The organism is Sphingomonas sp. (genome assembly GCF_019746015.1).
Classification (GTDB): domain Bacteria; phylum Pseudomonadota; class Alphaproteobacteria; order Sphingomonadales; family Sphingomonadaceae; genus Sphingomonas.
In genome coordinates this window covers 31,914-53,154 of sequence record NZ_JAIESM010000041.1, presented here as the reverse complement: position 1 = coordinate 53,154, position 21,241 = coordinate 31,914, and the positions used below count along the sequence as shown (strand labels likewise).

18 protein-coding genes are annotated in these 21,241 nt (G+C 67.5%); 9 read left to right on the top strand and 9 right to left on the bottom strand.

Annotation, left to right across the window (positions count from 1 at the left end; all coding sequences use genetic code 11):
* Positions 1 to 84: 84 nt before the first annotated feature.
* Positions 85 to 1,284 carry an N-acetylmuramoyl-L-alanine amidase gene (locus K2Y03_RS07015; RefSeq protein ID WP_294089574.1) on the bottom strand — a complete coding sequence of 400 codons (1,200 nt, stop codon included), beginning with the start codon at positions 1,282 to 1,284 and terminating at the stop codon, positions 85 to 87.
* Positions 1,285 to 1,823: 539 nt separating this feature from the next.
* On the opposite strand from K2Y03_RS07015, the gene K2Y03_RS07010 reads away from it, so the two are divergent.
* From K2Y03_RS07010 to K2Y03_RS06990, 5 genes are all read left to right on the top strand, one after another.
* The gene (locus K2Y03_RS07010) at positions 1,824 to 4,442 is read left to right on the top strand and encodes a ribonuclease E/G (protein WP_294089545.1); all 2,619 of its coding nucleotides are present in this window, start codon (positions 1,824 to 1,826) and stop codon (positions 4,440 to 4,442) included.
* A gap of 124 nt (positions 4,443 to 4,566) precedes the next feature.
* The gene (locus K2Y03_RS07005) at positions 4,567 to 5,913 is read left to right on the top strand and encodes a M48 family metalloprotease (RefSeq protein ID WP_294089544.1); all 1,347 of its coding nucleotides are present in this window, start codon (positions 4,567 to 4,569) and stop codon (positions 5,911 to 5,913) included.
* A gap of 20 nt (positions 5,914 to 5,933) precedes the next feature.
* On the top strand, positions 5,934 to 6,653 hold the full coding sequence (locus K2Y03_RS07000; protein WP_294089543.1) for a DsbA family protein: 720 nt from the start codon (positions 5,934 to 5,936) through the stop codon (positions 6,651 to 6,653).
* A 58-nt stretch (positions 6,654 to 6,711) separates the two neighbouring features.
* A complete protein-coding gene (locus tag K2Y03_RS06995) occupies positions 6,712 to 7,647 on the top strand; it encodes an ABC transporter ATP-binding protein (protein ID WP_294089542.1) in 936 nt (311 codons plus the stop codon).
* Complete coding sequence (locus tag K2Y03_RS06990) at positions 7,644 to 8,414, top strand: ABC transporter permease (RefSeq protein ID WP_294089540.1); 771 nt, start codon at positions 7,644 to 7,646, stop codon at positions 8,412 to 8,414. The genes K2Y03_RS06995 and K2Y03_RS06990 overlap by 4 nt, the downstream gene beginning before the upstream one ends.
* A gap of 138 nt (positions 8,415 to 8,552) precedes the next feature.
* Here K2Y03_RS06990 and K2Y03_RS06985 read toward each other — a convergent pair whose 3' ends face one another.
* Complete coding sequence (locus K2Y03_RS06985; RefSeq protein ID WP_294089538.1) at positions 8,553 to 10,427, bottom strand: CocE/NonD family hydrolase; 1,875 nt, start codon at positions 10,425 to 10,427, stop codon at positions 8,553 to 8,555.
* Positions 10,428 to 10,551: 124 nt separating this feature from the next.
* On the opposite strand from K2Y03_RS06985, the gene K2Y03_RS06980 reads away from it, so the two are divergent.
* A complete protein-coding gene (locus K2Y03_RS06980) occupies positions 10,552 to 11,889 on the top strand; it encodes an AarF/ABC1/UbiB kinase family protein (protein WP_294089537.1) in 1,338 nt (445 codons plus the stop codon).
* Positions 11,890 to 12,051: 162 nt separating this feature from the next.
* Here K2Y03_RS06980 and glpX read toward each other — a convergent pair whose 3' ends face one another.
* From glpX to K2Y03_RS06960, 4 genes are all read right to left on the bottom strand, one after another.
* Positions 12,052 to 13,020, bottom strand: coding sequence for a class II fructose-bisphosphatase (glpX, locus tag K2Y03_RS06975; protein ID WP_294089536.1), 969 nt, complete (start codon positions 13,018 to 13,020; stop codon positions 12,052 to 12,054).
* A 63-nt stretch (positions 13,021 to 13,083) separates the two neighbouring features.
* The gene (locus K2Y03_RS06970; RefSeq protein ID WP_294089534.1) at positions 13,084 to 13,833 is read right to left on the bottom strand and encodes a glutaminyl-peptide cyclotransferase; all 750 of its coding nucleotides are present in this window, start codon (positions 13,831 to 13,833) and stop codon (positions 13,084 to 13,086) included.
* Complete coding sequence (gene dapD / locus K2Y03_RS06965; RefSeq protein WP_294089533.1) at positions 13,833 to 14,675, bottom strand: 2,3,4,5-tetrahydropyridine-2,6-dicarboxylate N-succinyltransferase; 843 nt, start codon at positions 14,673 to 14,675, stop codon at positions 13,833 to 13,835. Before dapD ends, K2Y03_RS06970 begins: the two co-directional genes overlap by 1 nt.
* Positions 14,672 to 15,337, bottom strand: coding sequence for a pyrimidine 5'-nucleotidase (locus tag K2Y03_RS06960; protein WP_294089532.1), 666 nt, complete (start codon positions 15,335 to 15,337; stop codon positions 14,672 to 14,674). Before K2Y03_RS06960 ends, dapD begins: the two co-directional genes overlap by 4 nt.
* A 226-nt stretch (positions 15,338 to 15,563) precedes the next feature.
* Here K2Y03_RS06960 and K2Y03_RS06955 point away from each other — a divergent pair, with 226 nt between their 5' ends.
* Both K2Y03_RS06955 and K2Y03_RS06950 read left to right on the top strand, forming a co-directional pair.
* Positions 15,564 to 16,085: a hypothetical protein gene (locus tag K2Y03_RS06955; protein WP_294089531.1), complete on the top strand. Its 522-nt coding sequence runs from the start codon at positions 15,564 to 15,566 to the stop codon at positions 16,083 to 16,085.
* A 131-nt stretch (positions 16,086 to 16,216) separates the two neighbouring features.
* Positions 16,217 to 17,212, top strand: coding sequence for an LLM class flavin-dependent oxidoreductase (locus K2Y03_RS06950; protein WP_294089530.1), 996 nt, complete (start codon positions 16,217 to 16,219; stop codon positions 17,210 to 17,212).
* Between the two features lie 142 nt (positions 17,213 to 17,354).
* On the opposite strand, the gene K2Y03_RS06945 is transcribed toward K2Y03_RS06950, so the two are convergent.
* The 3 genes from K2Y03_RS06945 to K2Y03_RS06935 are packed head-to-tail and all read right to left on the bottom strand — an operon-like array spanning position 17,355 to position 19,760.
* Positions 17,355 to 18,776, bottom strand: a complete 1,422-nt coding sequence (locus K2Y03_RS06945; protein ID WP_294089529.1) for a HAMP domain-containing sensor histidine kinase — start codon at positions 18,774 to 18,776, stop codon at positions 17,355 to 17,357.
* Entirely contained in the window at positions 18,769 to 19,434 is a 666-nt protein-coding gene (locus K2Y03_RS06940) for a response regulator transcription factor (protein WP_294089527.1), read from the bottom strand. The genes K2Y03_RS06945 and K2Y03_RS06940 overlap by 8 nt, the downstream gene beginning before the upstream one ends.
* Before the next feature lie 29 nt (positions 19,435 to 19,463).
* Entirely contained in the window at positions 19,464 to 19,760 is a 297-nt protein-coding gene (locus K2Y03_RS06935) for a hypothetical protein (RefSeq protein WP_294089526.1), read from the bottom strand.
* Positions 19,761 to 19,839: 79 nt separating this feature from the next.
* On the opposite strand from K2Y03_RS06935, the gene K2Y03_RS06930 reads away from it, so the two are divergent.
* Positions 19,840 to 21,240, top strand: a complete 1,401-nt coding sequence (locus tag K2Y03_RS06930) for a hypothetical protein (RefSeq protein WP_294089524.1) — start codon at positions 19,840 to 19,842, stop codon at positions 21,238 to 21,240.
* Position 21,241: the final 1 nt, after the last annotated feature.

The following is a 21,241-nucleotide window of genomic DNA, read 5'->3' as shown; positions in this document are numbered from 1 at the left end:
TTCGGCGGACTTGCCAGCCGCCCCCGGCGCGCCCTGCCGCAAATGCGGGCAGCGGCGCCGCCGGGGAAGGCCGGGTTGATGCCGTCAGCGCGCGGCCATCCGGCGGGCGAAATGAATGTCGACCGCGCGCCGCACTGCCTCGGCAATCGCTGCACGCCCCTCGCGCGAGGCAATGAAGGCGGCGTCGCGCGGGTTGGAGATATAGCCCGTCTCGAACAGGATCGACGGCATGTCGGGCGCCTTCAGCACGACGAGCGAGGCCATGCGGTGGAAATTGGGCTTGACCGGCATCAGGGGCTTTGCCTCGCGCCCCAGCAACCGCGCGAAACTCGCCGAGTTGTTCATCGTCTCGCGCTGCGTCAGGTCGATGAGCAGCGTCGACACGTCGGCAGACGTGCTGGCCAGATTCACGCCCTGCAGGATGTCGGCCTTGTTCTCGCGCGCAGCGAGCCGGGCCGCTTCCTTGTCGGAGGCGACTTCGGACAGGGTGTAGACGGTCGCGCCGCTCGCCTCGCCGGTGCCGACGCTGTCGCAATGGACTGAAATGAACAGGTCCGCCTTCAACCTGCGCGCGATGCCATAACGCTCCTGCAGCACCAGGAAGCGATCATCCTCGCGCGTCAGCGCCACGCGCACCCGGCCGGAGGCAAGCAACTCGTCGCGAATGGCCTTGGCGGTGGCCAGCGTCACGTCCTTCTCGCGCAGGCCGCTCGGCCCGATCGCGCCGGGATCGACCCCGCCATGGCCGGCGTCGATCACCACCAGCGGGCGGCTGTCATCGTCGCCATAAATGCGCGGCAGGCCGACCGCCCGCGCCGGCGCGGGCACCGGCACCGACACGGAATAACCCGCAGGCGTTGCCCCGCCATAGCCAAAGGGCGGCAACAGGCTCAGCCGCCCCTCAGCCGCCGCACGCGCGAAAGCCGCATCGTCCACCGTGCGCAGCGCCAGCGTCAGCGTGCGACGGTTGCTGTCAAACCGGCCTTCGGTAACCACCGCCGGCGCGGCCAGATCGAACACGATGCGCGCGCCATCCTCCTGCGCGCCCTGGCGAACCCGCGCAACCGGGCCACCAACAGCGCCCAGATCGCCGCCGGGCCGCGCGCCCGACACGTCAACCGCGATGCGCTGCGGCCCGTCCAGCATGACGGCGGAAACCGCGCCCACCCGGGCATCGAAACGAATGGTGATACGGTCGGGGCGTACATCGACACGCTCGACGCTTGACGCCCAGGCCGGTGGGCCACCCAGCAAAAAGGCGAGGAAGGTCAGCACCATTGCCATCGGCCGGTATTGCCGCGCACCGGTGCCGCCGGTCCAGTGAAAAGACATGGGAGGTTTATCCCGCTTGCTAACGCCTTGATCGAGGATGTGATTAGCCGCGCCGGCTGAAGTCGCGGCTAAAGTTTGGGGTTAACCGGCCGTTCGGCATGTTCTTGCCGCCTTTGCCGGCAAATTCATGCCGGTTGCTCAAGCATGTGGGGGATGCTACGCAGTTTGCGTCGGCACTTTGCACCCGGTGCGCTGTGCCCGACGCCAACGTGCTCCGGCGTGGCCATCTGCACCCCGCCCGGCACGGTTTAGTTCAGGTTGACGCACGCGAATGACGGCTTTTCTCACCCTTGCACACCGTCCGGCTCTGGCCGACGCGGGTGCTGGTGTGCGGATGGCGGGTCCATGGGGCCTGCCGGTCGTGGCGGCGCACATCGCTTCACACCCCACCCGGGCGACCGGGGCAAGCGGCCTGGCCGCGCCCCCTGCCCCAGACCAGAATCGCGCGCCCGGCGGCTCAATGCCCGCCCGGCGCGCTCGGAGATTTATTGATGACCATGCGCATGTTGATCGACGCACGGCACCGGGAGGAAACCCGCGTTGCCGTCGTCAAGGGAAACCGGATCGAGGAGTTTGACTTCGAATCGGCTGAGCGCAAGCAGCTCAAGGGCAATATCTACCTCGCCAAGGTGACGCGGGTCGAGCCGTCGCTCCAGGCCGCGTTCGTCGATTATGGCGGCAATCGCCACGGCTTTCTCGCCTTCAGCGAAATCCACCCCGATTATTATCAGATCCCCAAGGAAGACCGCGAGGCGCTGCTGCGCGAAGAGGCCGAGCATGCCGCCGAGGAAGCCGCGCTGCGCGACGCCGAGAGCGACGACGGCGATGACGGTGACGAGGACGAGGGCGAAGCCCCGGCCGATAGCGGCGATGACGATGGCGAACGCCCGGCCCGGCGCAGTGCCGGCGGATCGGAAGACGCGGTAGAGGCGCTGCGCCAGCGCCGCATGAACCTGCGCCGGCGCTACAAGATTCAGGACGTGATCCGCCGCCGCCAGGTGCTGCTCGTCCAGGTGGTGAAGGAAGAGCGCGGCAACAAGGGCGCGGCGCTCACCACTTATCTCAGCCTTGCCGGCCGTTACTGCGTGCTGATGCCCAACACCTCGCATGGCGGTGGCATCAGCCGGAAAATCTCGAACGCGGCCGACCGCAAGCGGCTGAAGTCGATCATGGCGGAAATGAAGCTGCCGCCGTCGATGGGCTGCATCGTGCGCACTGCCGGGCTGCAGCGCACCAAGACCGAGATCAAGCGCGACTTCGACTATCTGGCCCGGCTGTGGGACGAGATCCGCGAAAAGACGCTTGCCTCTGCAGCGCCCGCGCTGATCCATGGCGACAGCGACCTCATCAAGCGCGCCGTGCGCGATATCTACAACAAGGATATCGACGAGGTGATCGTCGAGGGCGACGAGGGTTATCGCCAGGCCAAGGACTTCATGAAGCTGCTGATGCCCAGCCATGCCCGGCGGGTGAAGCATTATTCGGACCCGGTGCCGCTGTTCCAGCGCAACCATGTCGAGGATCAGCTGGCGGCGATGTACCACCCGGTCGTTCAGCTGAAATCGGGCGGCTATCTGGTCATCAACCCGACCGAGGCGCTGGTGTCGATCGACATCAACTCCGGCCGCTCCACCCGCGAGCACAATATCGAGCAGACCGCGACCGCCACCAATCTGGAAGCGGCGCAGGAAATCGCCCGCCAGCTGCGCCTGCGCGACATGGCCGGCCTGGTCGTCATCGACTTCATCGACATGGACAATAATTCCAATGTCCGCAAAGTCGAAAAGGCGATGAAGGAGGCGCTGAAGAACGACCGCGCCCGCATCCAGGTGGGGCGGATCAGCTCGTTCGGGCTTATGGAAATGAGCCGCCAGCGGCTGCGCACCGGCGTGCTGGAAGCGTCCACCCGCCAGTGCCCGCATTGCGAGGGCACCGGGCTGGTGCGCACCGCCTCTTCCGCCGGGCTGTCGGCGCTGCGCCTGCTGGAGGATGAGGCGGCGCGCGGGCGCGGCTCGCAGCTGACCTTGCGCGCCAGCCAGGAAGCGGCCTTCTATCTCCTCAACCGCAAGCGCGCCGAACTGGCCGAGATCGAGGTGCGCTATGGCGTCGTGATCGAGGTGGCGCCCGATGGCGAGCGCGAGGGCGCGCGCATGTCGGTGGAAGCATCGGGGCCGCCGCCGGCCTATGCCCCGCGCTTCGAGCCGGCGCGGATCGAGCCGGAGGATGACGCCGATCTGGAGATCGAAGACGAGATCGAGGAAGACGAAGAAGACACACTCGTGGATACCCGCGACGAGCGTCAAGCCGGTGATGAACGCGAGGGCGGCCGCCGCAAGCGGCGCCGTCGGCGTGGTCGCCGGGGTCGTAGCGGTGCCGAGGGCGAGCGGCTGACCGAGGGCGCCGAGGGCTCTGCCGGCGACGACGAGGATGGTGACGGTGATGAAGCAGTCGCTACGGCCGATGCCGGCGAACCCGTGTCGGGCGATGACGAGGGCGGCCCGCGCCGCCGCCGGGGCCGTCGCGGCCGCCGTCGCCGGGGCGGTGAAGGTCGCAGCGACGCCGGGATGACGGCCCAGGCCGGCGACGCCGAAGAGGCGGATGCACCGGCGCCGGCAGCGGACGCGACGGCCGATGCGCCGGCAGAAGCCCCCGCCAACGAAGCGCCCGCCGCCGACGCACCCGCACCCAAGCGCCGGCGTGCCCGCAAGGCCGCCGCTGCCGATGCCGAGACTCCGACCGACGCCGCACCCGCCGAGGCGGAAACGACCGTCGAGGCGCCAGCAAAGCCCAAGCGGAGCCGGCGCAAGAAGGACGATGCCCTAGCACCGGCCGAGACGCCTGCCGAAGCGGAAGCAGCACCGGCGGACGAGGCGCCGGCCGAGGCTGCGCCGAAGCGCCGCACGACGCGCCGCAAGGCGATCGCGGCAGACGCGGCCGAGCCGGCAAGCCAGGCAGCACCCGCCGAGCCAGCCGACCCCCCAGTGGCGGCCGCCAGCGATGCGGACACCGCGACCGAGGCGGCCCCGGCCGCACCGGCCACCGCGACCGGCGACGAACCCGCCGCTGCCCCCAAGCGCGAAGGCTGGTGGCGGCGCACCTTCGGCGCCTGATCATCCGGTCCCGTCCCCAAGGCCGGCCGACAGCGTCGGCCGCAGCCCCAGGGACGGGACCAAAAAATTGTACGAAAGGCCCGGACGCGTTGAACTGGACCGGGTTTTGGCCGATATCGGCGCCATGAGAAAGTTCGTCGCAGGCCTGATGCTGGCACTGGCCGCGCTGGCGCAGCCGGTACAGGCACAGTCAATCCTGCGCGATGCGGAGACGGAGGCCTGGCTGGCCGATCTGTCGCGCCCCATCGTCATTGCCGCCGGCCTGCGCCCGCAGGATGTGCAGGTGGTGATGATCAACGATCCTTCGCTCAACGCCTTTGTCGCCGGCGGGCAGACGGTGTTCATCCATTCGGGCACCATCCAGGGCGCGGACAACGCCAACGAAGTGCAGGGCGTGATCGCGCACGAAATCGGCCATATCGTCGGCGGCCATGTGCCGCTGGGCGATCGCGGTTTTCGCCCGGCGCTGGGCATTTCGATCCTGTCGATGGTGCTGGGCGTGGCGGCGGCCCTGGCGGGCGCGGGCGAAGCGGCGGCGGCGGTGTTCGGCGCGGGTCAGCAGGCCGCCCAGCTGAACTATCTGTCCTTCTCGCGCGATCAGGAAGCATCCGCCGATGCCGCCGGCGCGCGCTTTCTGAACGACGCCGGCATCACCGGCAAAGGCTATCTCAGCTTCTTCGGCAAGCTGACCCAGCTTGAATATCGCTATGGCATCAGCCGCAAGGACAGCTTCATGCTGTCGCACCCGGTCTCCAGCGAGCGCATCGCCAACCTGACCGACAGCCTGAAAGGGGCGCCCGCCTGGAACAAGCCGTCCGATCCGCGCATCGAGGAAAGCTTCCGTCGCATCCGCGCGAAACTCGCTGGCTATGTCAACGAGATGAACCGCACGCTTCAGGAATTTCCGCCTGAAAATCAAAGCATTTATGCGCATTATGCGCGCGCTTATGCCTATCACAAAGGCGGCTTTCCCGAAAAAGCCAATGCCGAGGCCGACGCGCTGGTCGCACGCTCGCCGCACGACCCCTATTTCCTGGAAGTGAAGGGGCAGATCCTGCTCGAATCGGGCAAGCCGCGCGAGGCACTGATCCCGCTGCGCGAAGCGACCGAGCGGACCAGCTATTCGCCGCTGATCGCCACCACCTTCGGCCATGCGCTGATCGCCAGCGAAGACACCGCCAATTATGCGGAGGCCGAACGGGTGCTGCGCATCGCGGTGGGGCGCGACAATGAAAATCCCTTTGCCTGGTATCAGCTGGGCGTGATCTATGAGCGCAAGGGCGATACCGCGCGCGCGATGCTGGCAACGGCTGAACGCGCCAGCCTGATGGGTGACCTGCGCACCGCTGCCTATAGCGCACGCGGGGCGCTCGCCGGGCTTCCCCCCAACACGCCGGACTGGATCCGCGCGCAGGACATTGCGATTACCGCCGCCAACCAGATGCAGGACGCAGGCAAGAAGAAACGATGAAACCGGGTTCCCTTGGCGCAATGATTCTGGTTGCCCTGGTCGCCGGCCTGATCGGCGCGGGGGCGGTGGCGGGTGTCCACCGCCTGTCCCCGGCAGCCGCCGGCAAGGGGGACGCGCGGCAATATGTGAAGGACTATCTGGCGCAACATCCCGATGTGCTGGTGGAGGCGGCCAATGCCTATCGCGCGCGCGACACGGCAAAGCTGGTCGGCGCCAACCGCGCCGCAATCGTCACCCCGTTCGGCAATGCGTGGGCGGGCAATCCGCGCGGCGATGTGACGGTGGTGCAGTATTTCGATTATAATTGCGGCTATTGCCGGCGCAATCTGGCGACGCTGAAGCAGCTGATCGCGCGCGACCCGATGGTGCGGGTGGTGTTCCGCGAGCTGCCCGTCCTGTCTCAGGCGAGCGAAGTCGCCGCGCGGTACAGCCTCGCCGCCGCGCAGCAGGGCCGCTTCCACCAGTTTCACGAAGCGCTGTACGGCGCCGGCCCGGTGAGCGAACAGACCATTACCCAGGCGCTGCGCGTGGCCGGGGTCGATGAGGGCGCCGTGGACAAGGTCGTCAGCAGCGCGCGGGTCGATGGCGAACTGTCTACCAATATCGCCATGATGCAGAAGCTGGGGATGACCGGCACGCCCAGCTGGGTGATCGGCGATCAGGTCGTCTCGTCCGCGCTGTCGCTCGCCCAGCTTCAGGCGATGGTGGCGGACGCGCGCAGCCAGCGCCGCGCCGGTTGATGGCACGGGAGCCGGCGCCTATCACCCGCGACACCTGCATATAAAAGGCCGCGCCCCCTTGGACCCAATTCTTTCCGTCAGCGGCCTGGCCAAAAATTATGCCTCCGGCGTCAAGGCGCTGGAGCGGATCGACCTGGAGATTGCGCGCGGCGAGATTTTCGCGCTGCTGGGGCCGAACGGTGCTGGCAAGACGACGCTCATCTCGATCATCTGCGGCATCGTGACGCCCAGCAGCGGCGAGGTGCGCGTGGCCGGGTTCGACATTGGCCGCGACTATCGCCAGGCGCGCTATCGCATCGGCCTGGTGCCGCAGGAACTGTCCACCGACGCGTTCGAGAAAGTGATCGACACGGTGCGCTTCAGCCGGGGGCTGTTCGGGCGCGGACGCGACGATGCGCATGTCGAGCGGGTGCTGACCGACCTGTCGCTGTGGGACAAGCGCGATGCCAAGATCATGGCGCTGTCGGGCGGCATGAAGCGGCGCGTGCTGATCGCCAAGGCGCTGGCGCATGAGCCCGACATCCTGTTCCTCGACGAGCCGACCGCCGGCGTCGATGTCGAGCTGCGCCGCGACATGTGGGCGCTGGTGCGGCGCCTGCGCGAACAGGGAACGACGATCATCCTGACCACCCATTATATCGAGGAGGCCGAGGAAATGGCCGACCGGGTGGGCATCATCCTGAAAGGGCGGCTGATCCTGGTCGAGGAAAAGGCCGCGCTGATGAAGCAGCTGGGCAAGCGCACGCTGACGGTGGCGCTGGCCGAGCCGCTCGCCGCGATCCCGCCGGCGCTCGCCGACTGGGCGCCGGTGCTGAAAAATGGCGGCGCCGAGCTTGAATATGTATTCGACGGCAGCAGCAGCGAACGCACCGGCATTGCCGGGCTGCTGCGCGCGCTGGGCGACGCGGGCATCGGCTATCGCGACCTGAACACCGCGCAAAGCTCGCTGGAGGACATTTTCGTCGGCCTGCTGCACGGGGAGCAGGCGGCATGACCGGCATCAACTGGCACGGCATTGCCGCCATCTATCGCTTCGAACTTGCCCGCTTCCGGCGGACGCTGGCGACCAGCCTGCTCACCCCGGTCATCACCACCGCGCTCTATTTCGTGGTGTTCGGCTCGGCGATCGGCGGGCGGATCGATGCGATTGACGGCGTGCCCTATGGCGCGTTCATCGTGCCGGGGCTGATCCTGCTGTCGATGCTGACCGAGGGGATCGGCAATGCCAGCTTCGGCATCTACCTGCCCAAATGGTCGGGCACGATTTACGAGCTGCTTTCGGCGCCGCTGTCCCCTGTCGAAACGGTGATTGCCTATGTCGGCGCGGCGGCGACCAAATCGATGATCCTGGGGCTGGTGATCTTGGCGACCGCGCATCTGTTCGTCGCGCTGCCGATTGCGCACCCGGTCTATATGGTCGCGTTCATGGTGCTGACGGCGGTCACCTTTTGCCTGTTCGGCTTCGTGCTCGGCATCTGGGCGAACAGCTTTGAGCAGCTCCAGATCATTCCGCTGCTTGTCGTCACCCCGCTCACCTTCCTCGGCGGCACTTTCTATTCGATTTCGATGCTGCCGCCGGCATGGCGCACGGCGGCGCTGTTCAACCCGATCGTCTATCTGATCAGCGGGTTCCGCTGGACCTTTTTCGGCAAGGGCGACGTGTCGATCGGCCTCAGCCTTGCGATGACCGGGCTGTTTCTGCTGCTGTGCCTGGCCGCGGTGGCGGCCGTGTTCCGCACCGGCTGGCGGCTGAAGAGCTGAGGGAGGGGCGCATTCGTTATCCGTCATGCCGGACTTGTTCCGGCATCCACCGTGGGTGAAGAACCACGCTGGGCGCGCCTCGCCCGGCGGTGGACCCCGGAACAAGTCCGGGGTGACGGGTGCTGGGCAGGCGTCGCCCTACCGCACGACCGGCAGCACGATCTTCGAGCCAGGGCAGACCTGCTGTTCGGCGCGGACAAAGTCCTCAGGTGCGGCCTTGGCGATGTTGGGCACGAATTTCTGCGGGTTGCGGTCGATCACCGGGAACCAGCTCGACTGCACCTGCACCATGATCCGGTGCCCTTTCTTGAAGACATGGTCATGCTCGCGCAGCGGCACGTCCCACGCGGTCACCTGACCCGGCACCAGCGGCTGCGGCGTGACGTCGCTTTTCAGGAAGCGCCCGCGCCGCACCTCCATCGCCACCGGCAGCTGATAGCCGTTCAGCTGGCGCGGATAGGCGCCGAGCGGGGCGGCATTGTCCAGCTTTTCATAATCGTCGGGAAACACGTCGATCAGCTTCACGACGAAATCGCTGTCGGTGCCGCTGGTCGCGGCCTGCAGCTGCGCCAGAATCTCGCCGGTCACCGTCACGTCCGCGTCAAGCGGGGCGGAGACATAGCTCAGCACATCGGGGCGATGATCGACGAAGCGCTGGTCTGCGGCTTCCCACCAGCGCCATTCGGGGCGCGGATAGGTGGGCGAGATCGGCCGCTCCCGGAACGGCACCGGATTGGCCGGGTCCGACACATAGCTGCGGCACCCCTCGCCCGGCGCCGGCGCCTGCCACGAGATCGAGCCGTCGGCGCGCAGCCACAGCGTGGTCGCGGTCGCCTCTGCCAATGGCCAGCGGTCATAGCGCCGCCACGTCCATGAGCCGGACTGGAAGCTGTTCACCAGCCCCTGTGGCGGCGCGCCCTTGCCGTGCAGCCAATGGCGGAAGAAGGGCGCCTGAATCTCCTCGACAAAGCGGGTCGACGAATCGACCTTGTAATCGATCGACCCCAGCTTGTGCTCGCCCGGGCGGCTCCAGGTGCCATGCGCCCAGGGGCCGGCGACCATCTGCGACAGGTTGTTCGGGTCGTTCTGGCGCTGCTTGCGGAAGATCTGCCAGCTGCCCCAGGGGTCTTCCTGATCCCAATAGCCGGCGACATTCAGCGTCGGCACGGTCGTCTTGCCCAGCGCATCGGCCCAGCGCTGGCTGGTGTAGAATTCGTCGTGATTGGGGTGCTCGATCAGCGCGGTGATCATCGCGCTCTTGCCCTGCACATAGCGCTTTTCCAGCGCCTCCACCGACCCTGCGCGCAGGAAGAAGTCATAGGTGTCGACGCTGTCATAGGTGAACTCGCCGGCATCGCCCTTGTCCGCCTGCAGCGAATAGACCCAGTCGGCCATGTAGCTGAGCCGCAGCGCGCCCCAGCGGTGCAGGTCGTCATTCTGCCAGTAATCGATCCAGGCGGCCTGCGGGCTGGTTGCCTTCAGCGCGGGGTGCGGTCTGGCGAGCGGGATCGCGGCGGCAAAGCCGGGATAGCTGATGCCCCACATGCCGACGCGGCCATTATTGCCGGGCAGGTTCTTCACCAGCCAGTCGATCGCGTCATAGGCGTCGGTTGCCTCGTCCGGCCCCTTGGGCGTGACCGCGGTCGACAGCGTGAACTTGCCGTCCGACCCGAACCGCCCGCGCATCGACTGGAAGACGAAGATGTAACCGTCCTTCACCAGCGCGGCGAAGCTGGCCGGCACCGCCGGCGGCGCGGCCTGGGGAACGCCATAGGGCGTGCGCTGGAACAGGATGGGGAGCGGCCCCTTGGCATCGCGCGGGCGCAGGATGACGGTTTCCAGCCGCGCCCCGTCGCGCATCGGCACCATCAGCTTTTCATAGGTGAAGGGGGATTGGCTTGCCGCCGTGGCGGGTGCCGTCTGAGCGGGTGCCGTGGCCGGGGCAAGAACGGTGGCAAGCAGCAGGGCAAGGGCGGCACGGCGCATGGCGAAATCCTCGAATGGCTTTGGCATCAGCCTAACCCGCGCAATCGGCGAACGGAAGTGATTGATCACCCCGCCACACTCCCCATATCGGCGATGGTGCCGGCTCCTTCCGGTCGCGCCCGATCCACCGCCAGCCAGCAAGGAGCCCCGCTTGGCCGATGACAGCTTTACCCAGCGCGCCCGCGCCGTGCCCAGCGGCCGGCTGTCGCGGCTGGGGGTGTTCGGGCGGCTGGCCGGCGGCGTCGCCAGCGGCGTGGTGAGCGAGGGCGTACGGCGGCTGGCCGATGGCGAGCGGCCGGCGATGCGCGACCTGTTGCTGACGCCGGGCAATGTCGCCCGCGTTGCCGACCAGCTGTCGCACCTGCGCGGCGCGGCGATGAAGCTGGGGCAGATGATTTCGATGGACGCGGGCGACATGCTGCCGCGCGAGCTGAGCGACATTCTGGCCCGATTGCGCGACCGCGCGCACCACATGCCGCCTGCCCAGCTGCAAGCGGTGCTGGCGCGCGAATGGGGCAAGGACTGGCGCACGCGCTTCCTGAATTTCGGGTCGAGCCCGATCGCTGCCGCCTCGATCGGCCAGGTGCACCGCGCCACCACGCGCGACGGGCGCGAGCTGGCGATCAAGATCCAGTATCCGGGCGTGCGCGAGAGCATCGACGCCGATGTCGACAATGTCGCGACCCTGCTGCGCCTCTCCGGCCTGTTGCCGCGCGAGCTGGAGGTGGCGCCGCTGCTGGCCGAGGCCAAGCGCCAGCTGCACGAGGAAGCCGACTACCAGCGCGAAGGCGCGCAGATGGCGCGCTTTGGCGAGCTGCTCGCCGGCGATGCGCGGTTCGTGGTGCCCAGCCTTGCCGCCGATTTCACCACCGACCGGGTGCTGGCGATGAGCTTTGTCGAGGGCGCGCCGATCGAAACCCTGGCAGACGCGCCACAGGACACGCGCGACACCGTGATGCGCACGCTGATCGAACTGGTGCTGCGCGAGCTGTTCGCGTTCGGCATCATGCAGACTGACCCCAATTTCGCCAATTACCGCTATCAGGCGGCGAGCGGCCGGCTGGTGCTGCTCGATTTCGGCGCCGCGCGGCCGGTTAGCGCGGCGACGCGCACAGGCTATCACCGGCTGCTGATGGCGGGGCTGGACGGCGAGCGCGACGCCGCGCGCGAGGCGGCGGTGGCGGCGGGTTTCCTGGGTGAAGCGGCGGTTCAGCGCCACCGTGCCGCGGTTGACCGGATCATCGACGTGATCCTGCACGAAATGAACCCGCAAGGGCCGTTCGATTTCGGCGACCGCGCCTTTGTGGGCGCGTTGCGCGAGGAGGGGCAGGTGATCGCCGCCGACCGGACCAGCTGGCACATCCCGCCCGTCGACATGCTGTTCGCGCAGCGCAAGATCAGCGGGACCGCATTGCTCGCGGCACGGCTGAAAGCCCGCGTCGACGTCCGCGCGCTGGTGGAGCAATACCGCGTGTTGCCCGTCGCATGATGGCCCAAAGCCCCTCCCCTTCAGGGGAGGGGTTGGGGTGGGGCGTCTCAAAAAGCGCCGGACTCCGCTTCAAGGCCCCACCTCCCGACCTCCTCCCCTGAAGGGGAGGAGGAGTAGCGTGATCCGCGCTCGGGGCGGTTGCTCCCTACGCCGGCAAAAGCCTCAATCCACCCGCCGTTCGCCCTTTACCCAGCGCACGGTGCCGCTGCTGGCGCGCATCACCACGCTTTCGGTGGTCAGCTTGCCGCCCAGCCGCTTCACCCCGCCCAGCAGCGAGCCGTCGGTCACCCCGGTGGCGGCAAAGATGCAGTCGCCGCGCGCCAGTTCCTTCAGGTCATATTGCTTGTCGAGATCGGTGACGCCCCATTTGGCGGCGCGGGCGCGCTCGTCATCGTTGCGGAACACCAGCCGCCCCTTGAACTGGCCACCGACGCAGCGCAGCGCGGCGGCTGCCAGCACGCCCTCCGGCGCGCCGCCCTGGCCCATATAGATGTCGATATTGGTATTGGGGTTGGTGGTCGCGATGACGCCCGCGACATCGCCATCGGGAATGAGCACGATGCCGCAGCCCAGCTTGCGCAGTTCCTTGATCAGCTGTTCGTGGCGTGGCCGGTCGAGCACGCAGGCGATGATGTCCTTCGCCTTCACCCCCTTGGCCTTGGCCAGCGCCTTCACATTCTGGGTCGGCGTCTTGTCCAGGTCGATCAGGTCGGCGGGGTAGCCCGGGCCGATCGCGATCTTTTCCATATAGACGTCGGGGGCGTTGAGCAGGCACCCCTCCTCGGCAATCGCCAGCACGGCCAGCGCGTTCGGCCCGGCCTTGGCGGTGATGGTGGTGCCTTCCAGCGGGTCGAGCGCGATGTCGATCTTCGGCCCCTTGCCGATGGCGGAGCCCACCTTTTCGCCGATGAACAGCATCGGCGCCTCGTCGCGCTCACCCTCGCCGATCACCACGGTGCCGTCCATGTAAAGATTGTTCAGCGCCTCGCGCATGGCCTCCACGGCGGCGGCGTCGGCGGCCTTTTCGTCACCCCGCCCGATCAGCTTTGCGGCTGCGATTGCCGCTGCTTCGGTCACGCGCACCATTTCGAGCACGAGCACCCGGTCGAGAACCTTGCTGGCCTTGGGCATGCCTTACTCCCCTAATTCTATGAACCGGGGCGATAGGCGGCGGGGCCATGCTTGTCGAGGGGTTCACCCCCGTGGCGGCGGCGCGATCTCGAACAGATAGGGCCAGCGCTTGCCGGTGACGAACAGGCGGCGGCGCTCCGCGTCCCAGGCGATGCCGTTGGCCACATCGTCATAGCCGGTCACGCCGGCCTGGGCGTGCAGCGCACTCACGTCGATCAGCCCCTTCACCGCACCGGTGGTGGGGTCGATCCGCACGATGGTGTCGGTCAGCCAGACATTGGCGAGAATTTCGCCATCGACATACTCGATCTCGTTCAGCTGCGTGACCGGCTGGCCATAAGCGGTGACGCGCAGCCGCCGGGTGACGCGGAACTGCGCCGGATCGACAAAGCGCAACACCGCCGTGCCGTCGGACATGATCAGCTGCTGCCCGTCGCTGGTCAGCGCCCAGCCCTCGCCGCGATAGCTGAACCGGCCGATGCGCTTCAGCCCGTCGCGCGACCAGCGAAAGCCGACGCCGTCCTTCCAGGTGAGGCTGAGGATCTGGTCGCCCCAGGGCGCAATGCCTTCGCCGAAATAGGGCGGCGGCACGGTGGCGCGCGCCAGCACCGCGCCGGTTTCCAGCTTCACCTTGCGCACGCTCGACCGGCCGACCTCGCCGGTGCTTTCGAACAGCTCGCCCCGGTCGATGAACAGCCCCTCGGTATAGGCACCGGGGTCGTGCGGGAGGGTGGCGACCACCTGCGCCGCGGTGATCGGCAGCCCGGGGGCGGCGCCCAGCAGCAGCAGGGCAAGGGGCGCCGCCCAGCGCATCAGTCGCGCAGCAGCTCGTTGATCGCGGTCTTGGCGCGGGTCTGCGCGTCCACCCGCTTCACGATCACCGCGCAGGACAGGCCCGGCCCCGGCGATCCGTCGGGAAGCGGCTTGCCCGGCAGCGTGCCCGGCACCACCACCGAATAGGCGGGCACCCGGCCGACGAACAACTCACCCGTCGCGCGGTCGATGATCTTGCTCGTCGAGCTGATGAACACGCCCATGGAAAGCACCGCGCCACGCTCCACGCGCACGCCTTCCACCACTTCGCTGCGCGCGCCGATGAAACAGTCATCCTCGATGATCACCGGATCAGCCTGCAACGGTTCGAGCACGCCGCCAATGCCGACCCCGCCCGACAGGTGCACATTCGCGCCGATCTGCGCGCAGCTGCCCACCGTTGCCCAGGTGTCGACCATCGTGCCCTCGCCGACATGCGCGCCGATGTTGACGAAGCTGGGCATCAGCACCGCGCCCCTGCCCACAAACGCCCCGCGCCGCACGATGCTGCCCGGCACCGCGCGAAAGCCGGCCTGGCGGAAATCATCGGCCGCCCAGGCGGCGAATTTGCTGGGCACCTTGTCCCACCAGGCGCCGCCGCCGGGGCCGCCGGCAATGGTCGCCATGTCGTTCAGCCGGAACGACAGCAGCACCGCCTTTTTCAGCCACTGGTTGACGCGCCAGCCGCCGGCGCCATCGGGCTCCGCCACGCGGCGCGCGCCCGAATCGAGCAGCGCCAGCGCGCTCTCCACCGCCTCGCGCACATCGCCGCGCGTATCGGCGCCGATGGTGTCGCGCGCCTCCCAGGCAGCGTCGATCGTCACTTGCAGCGGGTCGGTCATGCGTCCTCCAGAATCTCGTGCAGCCAGTGGCTGAGGTCGGTGATCGTGAAATCGATGAAATCGCGCGCGGCATCGGCGGTCTGTTCGGACCCATTGTCGATCCACACCGTCGTCATGCCGATTGCCTTGGCCGGCGCCAGGTTGCGCGCCATGTCCTCGACGAACAGGCTTTCGGCCGGGTCCAGATCATAGGCATCGCACAGCCCGCGATAGACCTGCGGATCGGGCTTGGGGACGTAATTGGTCGCGTGGATGTCGTGGATCGCCTCGAAACTGTCGGACAGGCCCAGCCGGTCGAGCACCCGCGACGCATAGGGCGCATCGGCATTGGTGAAGATGAGCTTGCGCCCCGGCAGCCGGGCAATCGCGGCGACCAGCGGCGCATCATGCTCCAACACGTCCATCTCCAGATCATGGACGAAGGCGAGATAATGATAGGGATCAACGCCATGATCAGCCATCAGCCCGGCGAGCGTGGTGCCCTTTTCATGGAAGAATTTCTTCTGCAGCGTGCGCGCCTCGGCCCATTCGAGCCCCAGCAGATCGGCGATATATTGCGTGATCCGCGCGTCCATCTGCCCGGCGATATTGGTGCGCGCGGGGTAGAGCGTGTTGTCGAGATCGAAGATCCAGTTCCGGATCGGGGCCAGGCGCGCGAGCATGGCGCTGGTCCTAGGCGGCGCGGCGGATGGGGGCAAGCGGGGGTGTACCCTGCCGCCAGGTCCGTCATTGCGAGCGCAGCGAAGCAATCCAATTCGTGGTCGCCGGGGGCTGGATTGCTTCGCTACGCTCGCAATGACGGCTGCTGCATTAGCCTGTAGACGTATACTTTAGCCGTTCGGCCTTCGCCCCATTTGCCCACATAAGGCACGTCGATTAGACTAGGCTATGATTGAACTAGATGATCCGCGCTGGGAGACGCTATCGCATGCCTACGGCAGTGCTAGTGACGTCCCGGAACTCCTGCGGCAACTTGCTGGCGCGACTGGTCCGAAGATCACATACGACAGTGAGCCGTGGTTCACGCTTTGGTCGAGCTTATGCCACCAGGGCGACGTTTATGACGCATCCTATGCTGCCCTCCCGCACATCGTCGAGATCGCCCGCAACGCGGCTGGGCCATTAGATTTCAGCTTCTTTCAGCTACCAGCCGCGATTGAGATTGCACGCCATAGCGGAAAGGGTCCTCCTATTCCGACTGATTTGGCGAATGCTTATCATGACGCCCTGTCACGTCTGACGGACTGCGTTGCGGTGCACAGTAGCGAAGATTGGGACGAGTCCACGCTTCTTTCGGCTGTATCCGCATTAGCGGCGGCCAAGGGGCATCATAGGGTGGCTGAGGCCATTATGAACCTCGATGAAGATCTGATCACGAGGCTGATCGAACTCAATTTCGGTGATAGCTGACTGTCGGCGATCCACTAAGGGCAATCGCTCGCGGTTGCGTGTTTAAACGCTAGTCCGGCGTGACACCAACCCCAGCCCCCACCACCCCACAGCCCCTAGCGCCGCGCCCCAATCTCCCCCATCTTCCCACCATGACCCAATACTCCCTTCTCGATCTGGTCCCCGTTGTCGAAGGTGGCAGCGTGGCGCAGGCGCTGGCCAATGCGGCGGACCTGGCGCGGCACGCCGAAAGCCTGGGCTTTACGCGCTATTGGGTGGCGGAGCATCACGGCATGAACCTGGCCGGCGCGGCCACCGCGGTGGTGATCGGCCATGTTGGCGCCGCCACGCGCAGCATCCGGGTGGGCGCGGGCGGGATCATGCTGCCCAACCATGCGCCACTGGCGATTGCCGAGCAGTTCGGCACGCTCGACGCGCTGTTTCCCGGGCGGATCGACCTGGGGCTGGGGCGCGCGCCGGGCTCCGACATGCGGGTGGCGCAGGCGCTGCGGCGCACGCTCGCCGGCGATGCGGACGGCTTTCCGCGCGACGTGGTCGAGCTGCAGAGCTATTTCGCCGATGACGGCCGCACCGGCATCCGCGCCATGCCGGGCGCGGGCGCGCGGCCGCAGCTGTGGATTCTGGGGTCGAGCCTGTACGGCGCGCAGCTCGCCGCCGCGCTGGGCCTGCCCCATGCCTTTGCCTCGCACTTCGCGCCCGATGCGCTGGATGAGGCGCTGCTGATCTATCGCCGCCATTTCCGCCCGTCGGCCGTGCTCGCGCAGCCCTATGTGATGGCGGGGTTCAACATCTTCGGCGCGGCGACCGATGCGGAGGCCGAACTGATCGCCTCTTCGCAGGCGCAGGCCTTTGTCGCGCTGCGCACCGGCCAGCCGATTGCGCTGCCGCCGCCGGTGGCGGGCTATCGCGAAAACCTGCCGCCCGCGCACCGGGCGATGCTGGACCATGTGCTGCAATGTTCAGCGGTGGGCAGCCCGGCGACGCTCGCCCGCCAGATCGGCGCCTTCCTCACCCGCACCGGCGCCGATGAACTGATGATCGCCAGCTCCGTGTTCGATCATCAGGCCCGCAAGGCGAGCATCGCCTATGCGGCGGACGCGATGCGGGCGCTGAAGGTGGCGGCCTAGGGTCTTTTTCAGCTTTGCTGAGGCGGTGCCGGCCCGCTCCCCCACCCGGCCACCCATCAAGGATACCATCGTGGGCGGCCGGGTGGGGGGAGCGGGCTGGTGCCGTCACGGTTTCAGTGAAACTGAAACAAACCTAAGCGGCTCAGCCCTGCACGCCTGCGCCGGCCGGCCCGGGTGCGGCCGGCAGGCGCAGGCGGACGAGCAGCCCGCCCAGATCCTCGCTCTCCTCCAGCGAAACCGCGCCGCCATAGATTTCGGCGACGTCGCGCACGATGGCGAGGCCCAGCCCGGTGCCCGGCTTGCCGCTGTCCAGCCGAACGCCGCGGTCGAACAGCCGGTCGCGGTCGGCCGGGGCAATGCCGGCGCCGTCATCCTCCACCAGGCATTCGACGAAGCGGCCATCGGCCCGCACCGTCACGAACACGCTGCCGCCGCCATATTTCGCGGCATTTTCAATGAGGTTGCCGAGCATCTCGTCCAGGTCCTGCCGCTCGACATGGACGTTCAGGTCGCGCGAGCCATCGGCATCGAAGCGCACCTGCGGATAGAGCCGGGCGACCGCGCGCTCGACCGATTCAAGGCTGGCCCACACCGCCGCCCGGCTGTGCGCATGGCCACGCCGGCCAACGGCGCGCGCGCGGGCGAGGTGATGGTCGACCTGGCGCCGCATCGTCGCCGCTTCGCGGATGACGGTGGTATCGAGATCGCCGGCCTTGGCGGTCGCGGCGTTCATGATGACGGTGAGCGGCGTCTTCAGCGCATGCGCCAGATTGCCGGCTTGGCGGCGTGCTTCCTCGGCCTGGCGCTCATTATGCGCGACCAGGCCGTTCAGCTCCTCCACCATCGGCATCACCTCGTCGGGCATCGCGGCGTCGATCCGGCGGGTGGAGCCGCTGCGCATCCGGGCGATTTCGGCGCGCACCCGGCGCAGCGGACGCAGGCCATAGAAGACCTGCAGCGCCGACAGCGCCAGCAGCCCCGCCGCCAGCGAGAGGAAGCTGACCACCAGCGTGCGACGCAGCGCGCCGATCTGCACATCCAGCTCGTCGCGCCGGGCCGCGACCTTGAACCGCCAGCGCACCTTGGAGCCGGGCAGCACCACGTCGCGCTCCACCACGCGCAGCGGCTCGTCGGCGAACTGGCCGCTGTCATAGAGGTGCACCTGCACGTCGTTATGCTCGCTGCCATAGCGCAGCCGCCGGTCCCACAGCGAGCGCGAGGGGAAATCGTCGCGCCCGCGCGCGCTGACCTGCCAGTAGAGCCCGGAATAAGCCTCGATGAAGCGCTGGTCGGCGGGCTCGCGGGTGAAGATCACCTCGCCCTCCGGCCCGATTTCGGCCGACACGATGAGCGAGGTCAGCACATATTCCAGCTGATCGTCGAAATTGCGGGTGATGGCGGAGGTCAGCACCCGGTCGAGCGCTACCCCGCCAACGCCCAGCAGCAGCGTGATCCAGACGCCCGCAATCAGGATCATCCGCCGGCTGAGCGAGCCGGTGCCGCGGCTGCGGTCGGGCGCGGCCCCGGCGTCGGCAAGCTCGGCCGGGGCGGGCGCGTCAGCCATTCGGATCCTCTAGGCTGTAGCCAAGCCCGCGGATCGTGGTGATCACGTCCTGCCCCAGCTTTTTGCGGATGCGGGTGACGAACACCTCGATCGTGTTCGAATCTCGGTCGAAATCCTGATCATAGATATGCTCGATCAGCTCGGTACGGCTGACCACCTTGCCCTTGTGGTGGAGCAGATAGCTCAGGAGCTTATATTCCTGCGCGGTCAGCTTCACCGGCTCGCCGGCGCGGGTGACGCGGCCCGAACGTGTGTCGAGCCGCACATCGCCCGCCGTCAGTTCCGACGAGGCATTGCCGGACGCGCGGCGGATGAGCGCGCGCAGCCGCGCGATCAGCTCCTCCGACTGAAAGGGTTTGGCGACATAATCGTCGGCGCCCGAATCGAGCCCGGCAACCTTGTCCGACCAGCTGTCGCGCGCGGTGAGCACCAGCACGGGCATCGTGCGCCCCTCTTTGCGCCAGCGGTCGAGCACGGTCAGCCCGTCAATCTCGGGCAGGCCCAGGTCCAGCACCACCGCGTCATAGGCTTCGTTGGCGCCCAGATAATGCCCTTCTTCGCCATCGGTCGCCAGGTCGATCGCATAGCCCGCGCCCTCCAGCGTCGTCTTCAGTTGCCGGCCCAGGTTCGGTTCGTCCTCGACGATCAAAACGCGCATGTCGCTTCACCCTCTCGTTTGCGCACGGCTCAGTTGCCGCTGCGCCCGATCACCTGGCCGCTATGCCCATCGACCTCGACCCAGATCACATTTCCATTGCGCAGGAATTTGAGGGTGTAAATGCCGCTGGCTGAATCGAAGTCGAAGCCCAGATATTGCGCGCCCGGAACGCCAGGCACGATGCGCCGCTCGATCTCGCGCACCGGAATGAGCTTGCCCTGGCGCGTCTGCTCCATCAGCTCCATCCGCTCACCGCGCTGGTCGGCGGCAGCGGCCGGCAGCACGGGCAGAGCCGACAGAGCAATGGTCAGAAAGGCAGCACGCATCATCATCGTGGCGTTTGCATAGGGCGCCCGCATTGAATAGCCAATGAATGAAAGACGGGGCCGTGCGCGGGATATGCCGATGAAATCATTGCTCGCCGCCCTGTTGCTGGGTACGCCCGCCGCCGCGATTGCGCGACCGATCGACTATCGCATCGACATCGGCAGCGCGCAGGCGCGCCCGGTGGTGACGATAACCCTGCGCTTTACCGGCGATGCCGATGGCGGGACCGACCTTGACCTGCCCAGCGAATGGGCCGGCAGCGACACGTTGTGGCGCAACCTGAACGGCTGGCACGTGACCGGCGGCACGATGGCCGATACCGACCGCCCCGAGCGCAAACATGTCCGCCACAAGCCCGGCGCGCTGATCACCATCCGCTACCGCGTGACCGACCCGGACCCGATGCCGCCCGGCCCGGAATATCTGAAGGCCCTGCCTTGGATCGAGCGCGGCTGGTTCAGCCTGCATGGCGAGGGCGTCATCGTGATCCCCACGGGCCGCGACAATGCACCCGCGCGCTTTCGCTGGGGCACGGTGCCGCGCGGATGGCGGGTCGCCAGCAATCTGGACATGGTGCCAAAGCTGACCGCGAGCCAGGCCGCACAGAGCATTTTCATCGGCGGCCGGGACCTGCGGCTGATCGAGCGCTCGGTCGCGGGTGCGCCGCTGCGCTTCGCGCTGCTGGGGCGCTGGGGCTTTACCGATGCCCAGCTGGCAGACCACACCCAGGCGGTGCTGCAGGCCGAGAATGCGATGCTCGGCGCAGCGCCCATCCCGTTTCTGGTTACGCTGACGCCGCTCACCAATCCCAGCGGCAAGCGCCTGAGCTATGGCGGTACCGGGCGCACGGCCGGTTTCGCGCTGGAAGGCACCGCCAATCTGCCATTTTCCGGCCTGCCCCGGCTGCTGGGCCATGAATATGCCCATCGCTGGTTCTTCAGCCCGGAGGCCGACGACGCCGCGCGCTACTGGCTGACGGAAGGGTTTAACGACTGGTTCAGCGCGCAGGCAATGCTGCGCACCGGCGATTGGGACGCGGCGCGCTGGACCAAGGAGCTTAACGAGGTGCTGAAGCGGCACGCGACGTCGCCCGCGCTGGCACTGACCCCGCAACAACGCTTCGACCGCTTCTGGACCGATCAGGCCGCCGGGCAGTTTCCCTATGACGAGGGGCAATTGACCGCGACGATCATCGACGCGCAGCTGCGTGCCGCCGGCCAGCCGGGGCTGCTCGCCCTGCTCATCCAGGTCAATCGTGCCGGCGGGCTTGGCGACCGCCCCCGCATGGAGGCAACCATCGAGCGCGCACTGCCCGGCGTGCTGGCGCGCACCGCCGCCTGGCTGTCGCGCGACGGGCTGGCGCAGCTTCCCGCCGATCTGCTGCCATGCGGCACCATGGCGGTGACCGCCGGCGTTCCGCAGTTCACACTGACCGAGCCGGCCTGCCCCGCCCTTGCCGGGCGCGTGCAACACCCCTAAC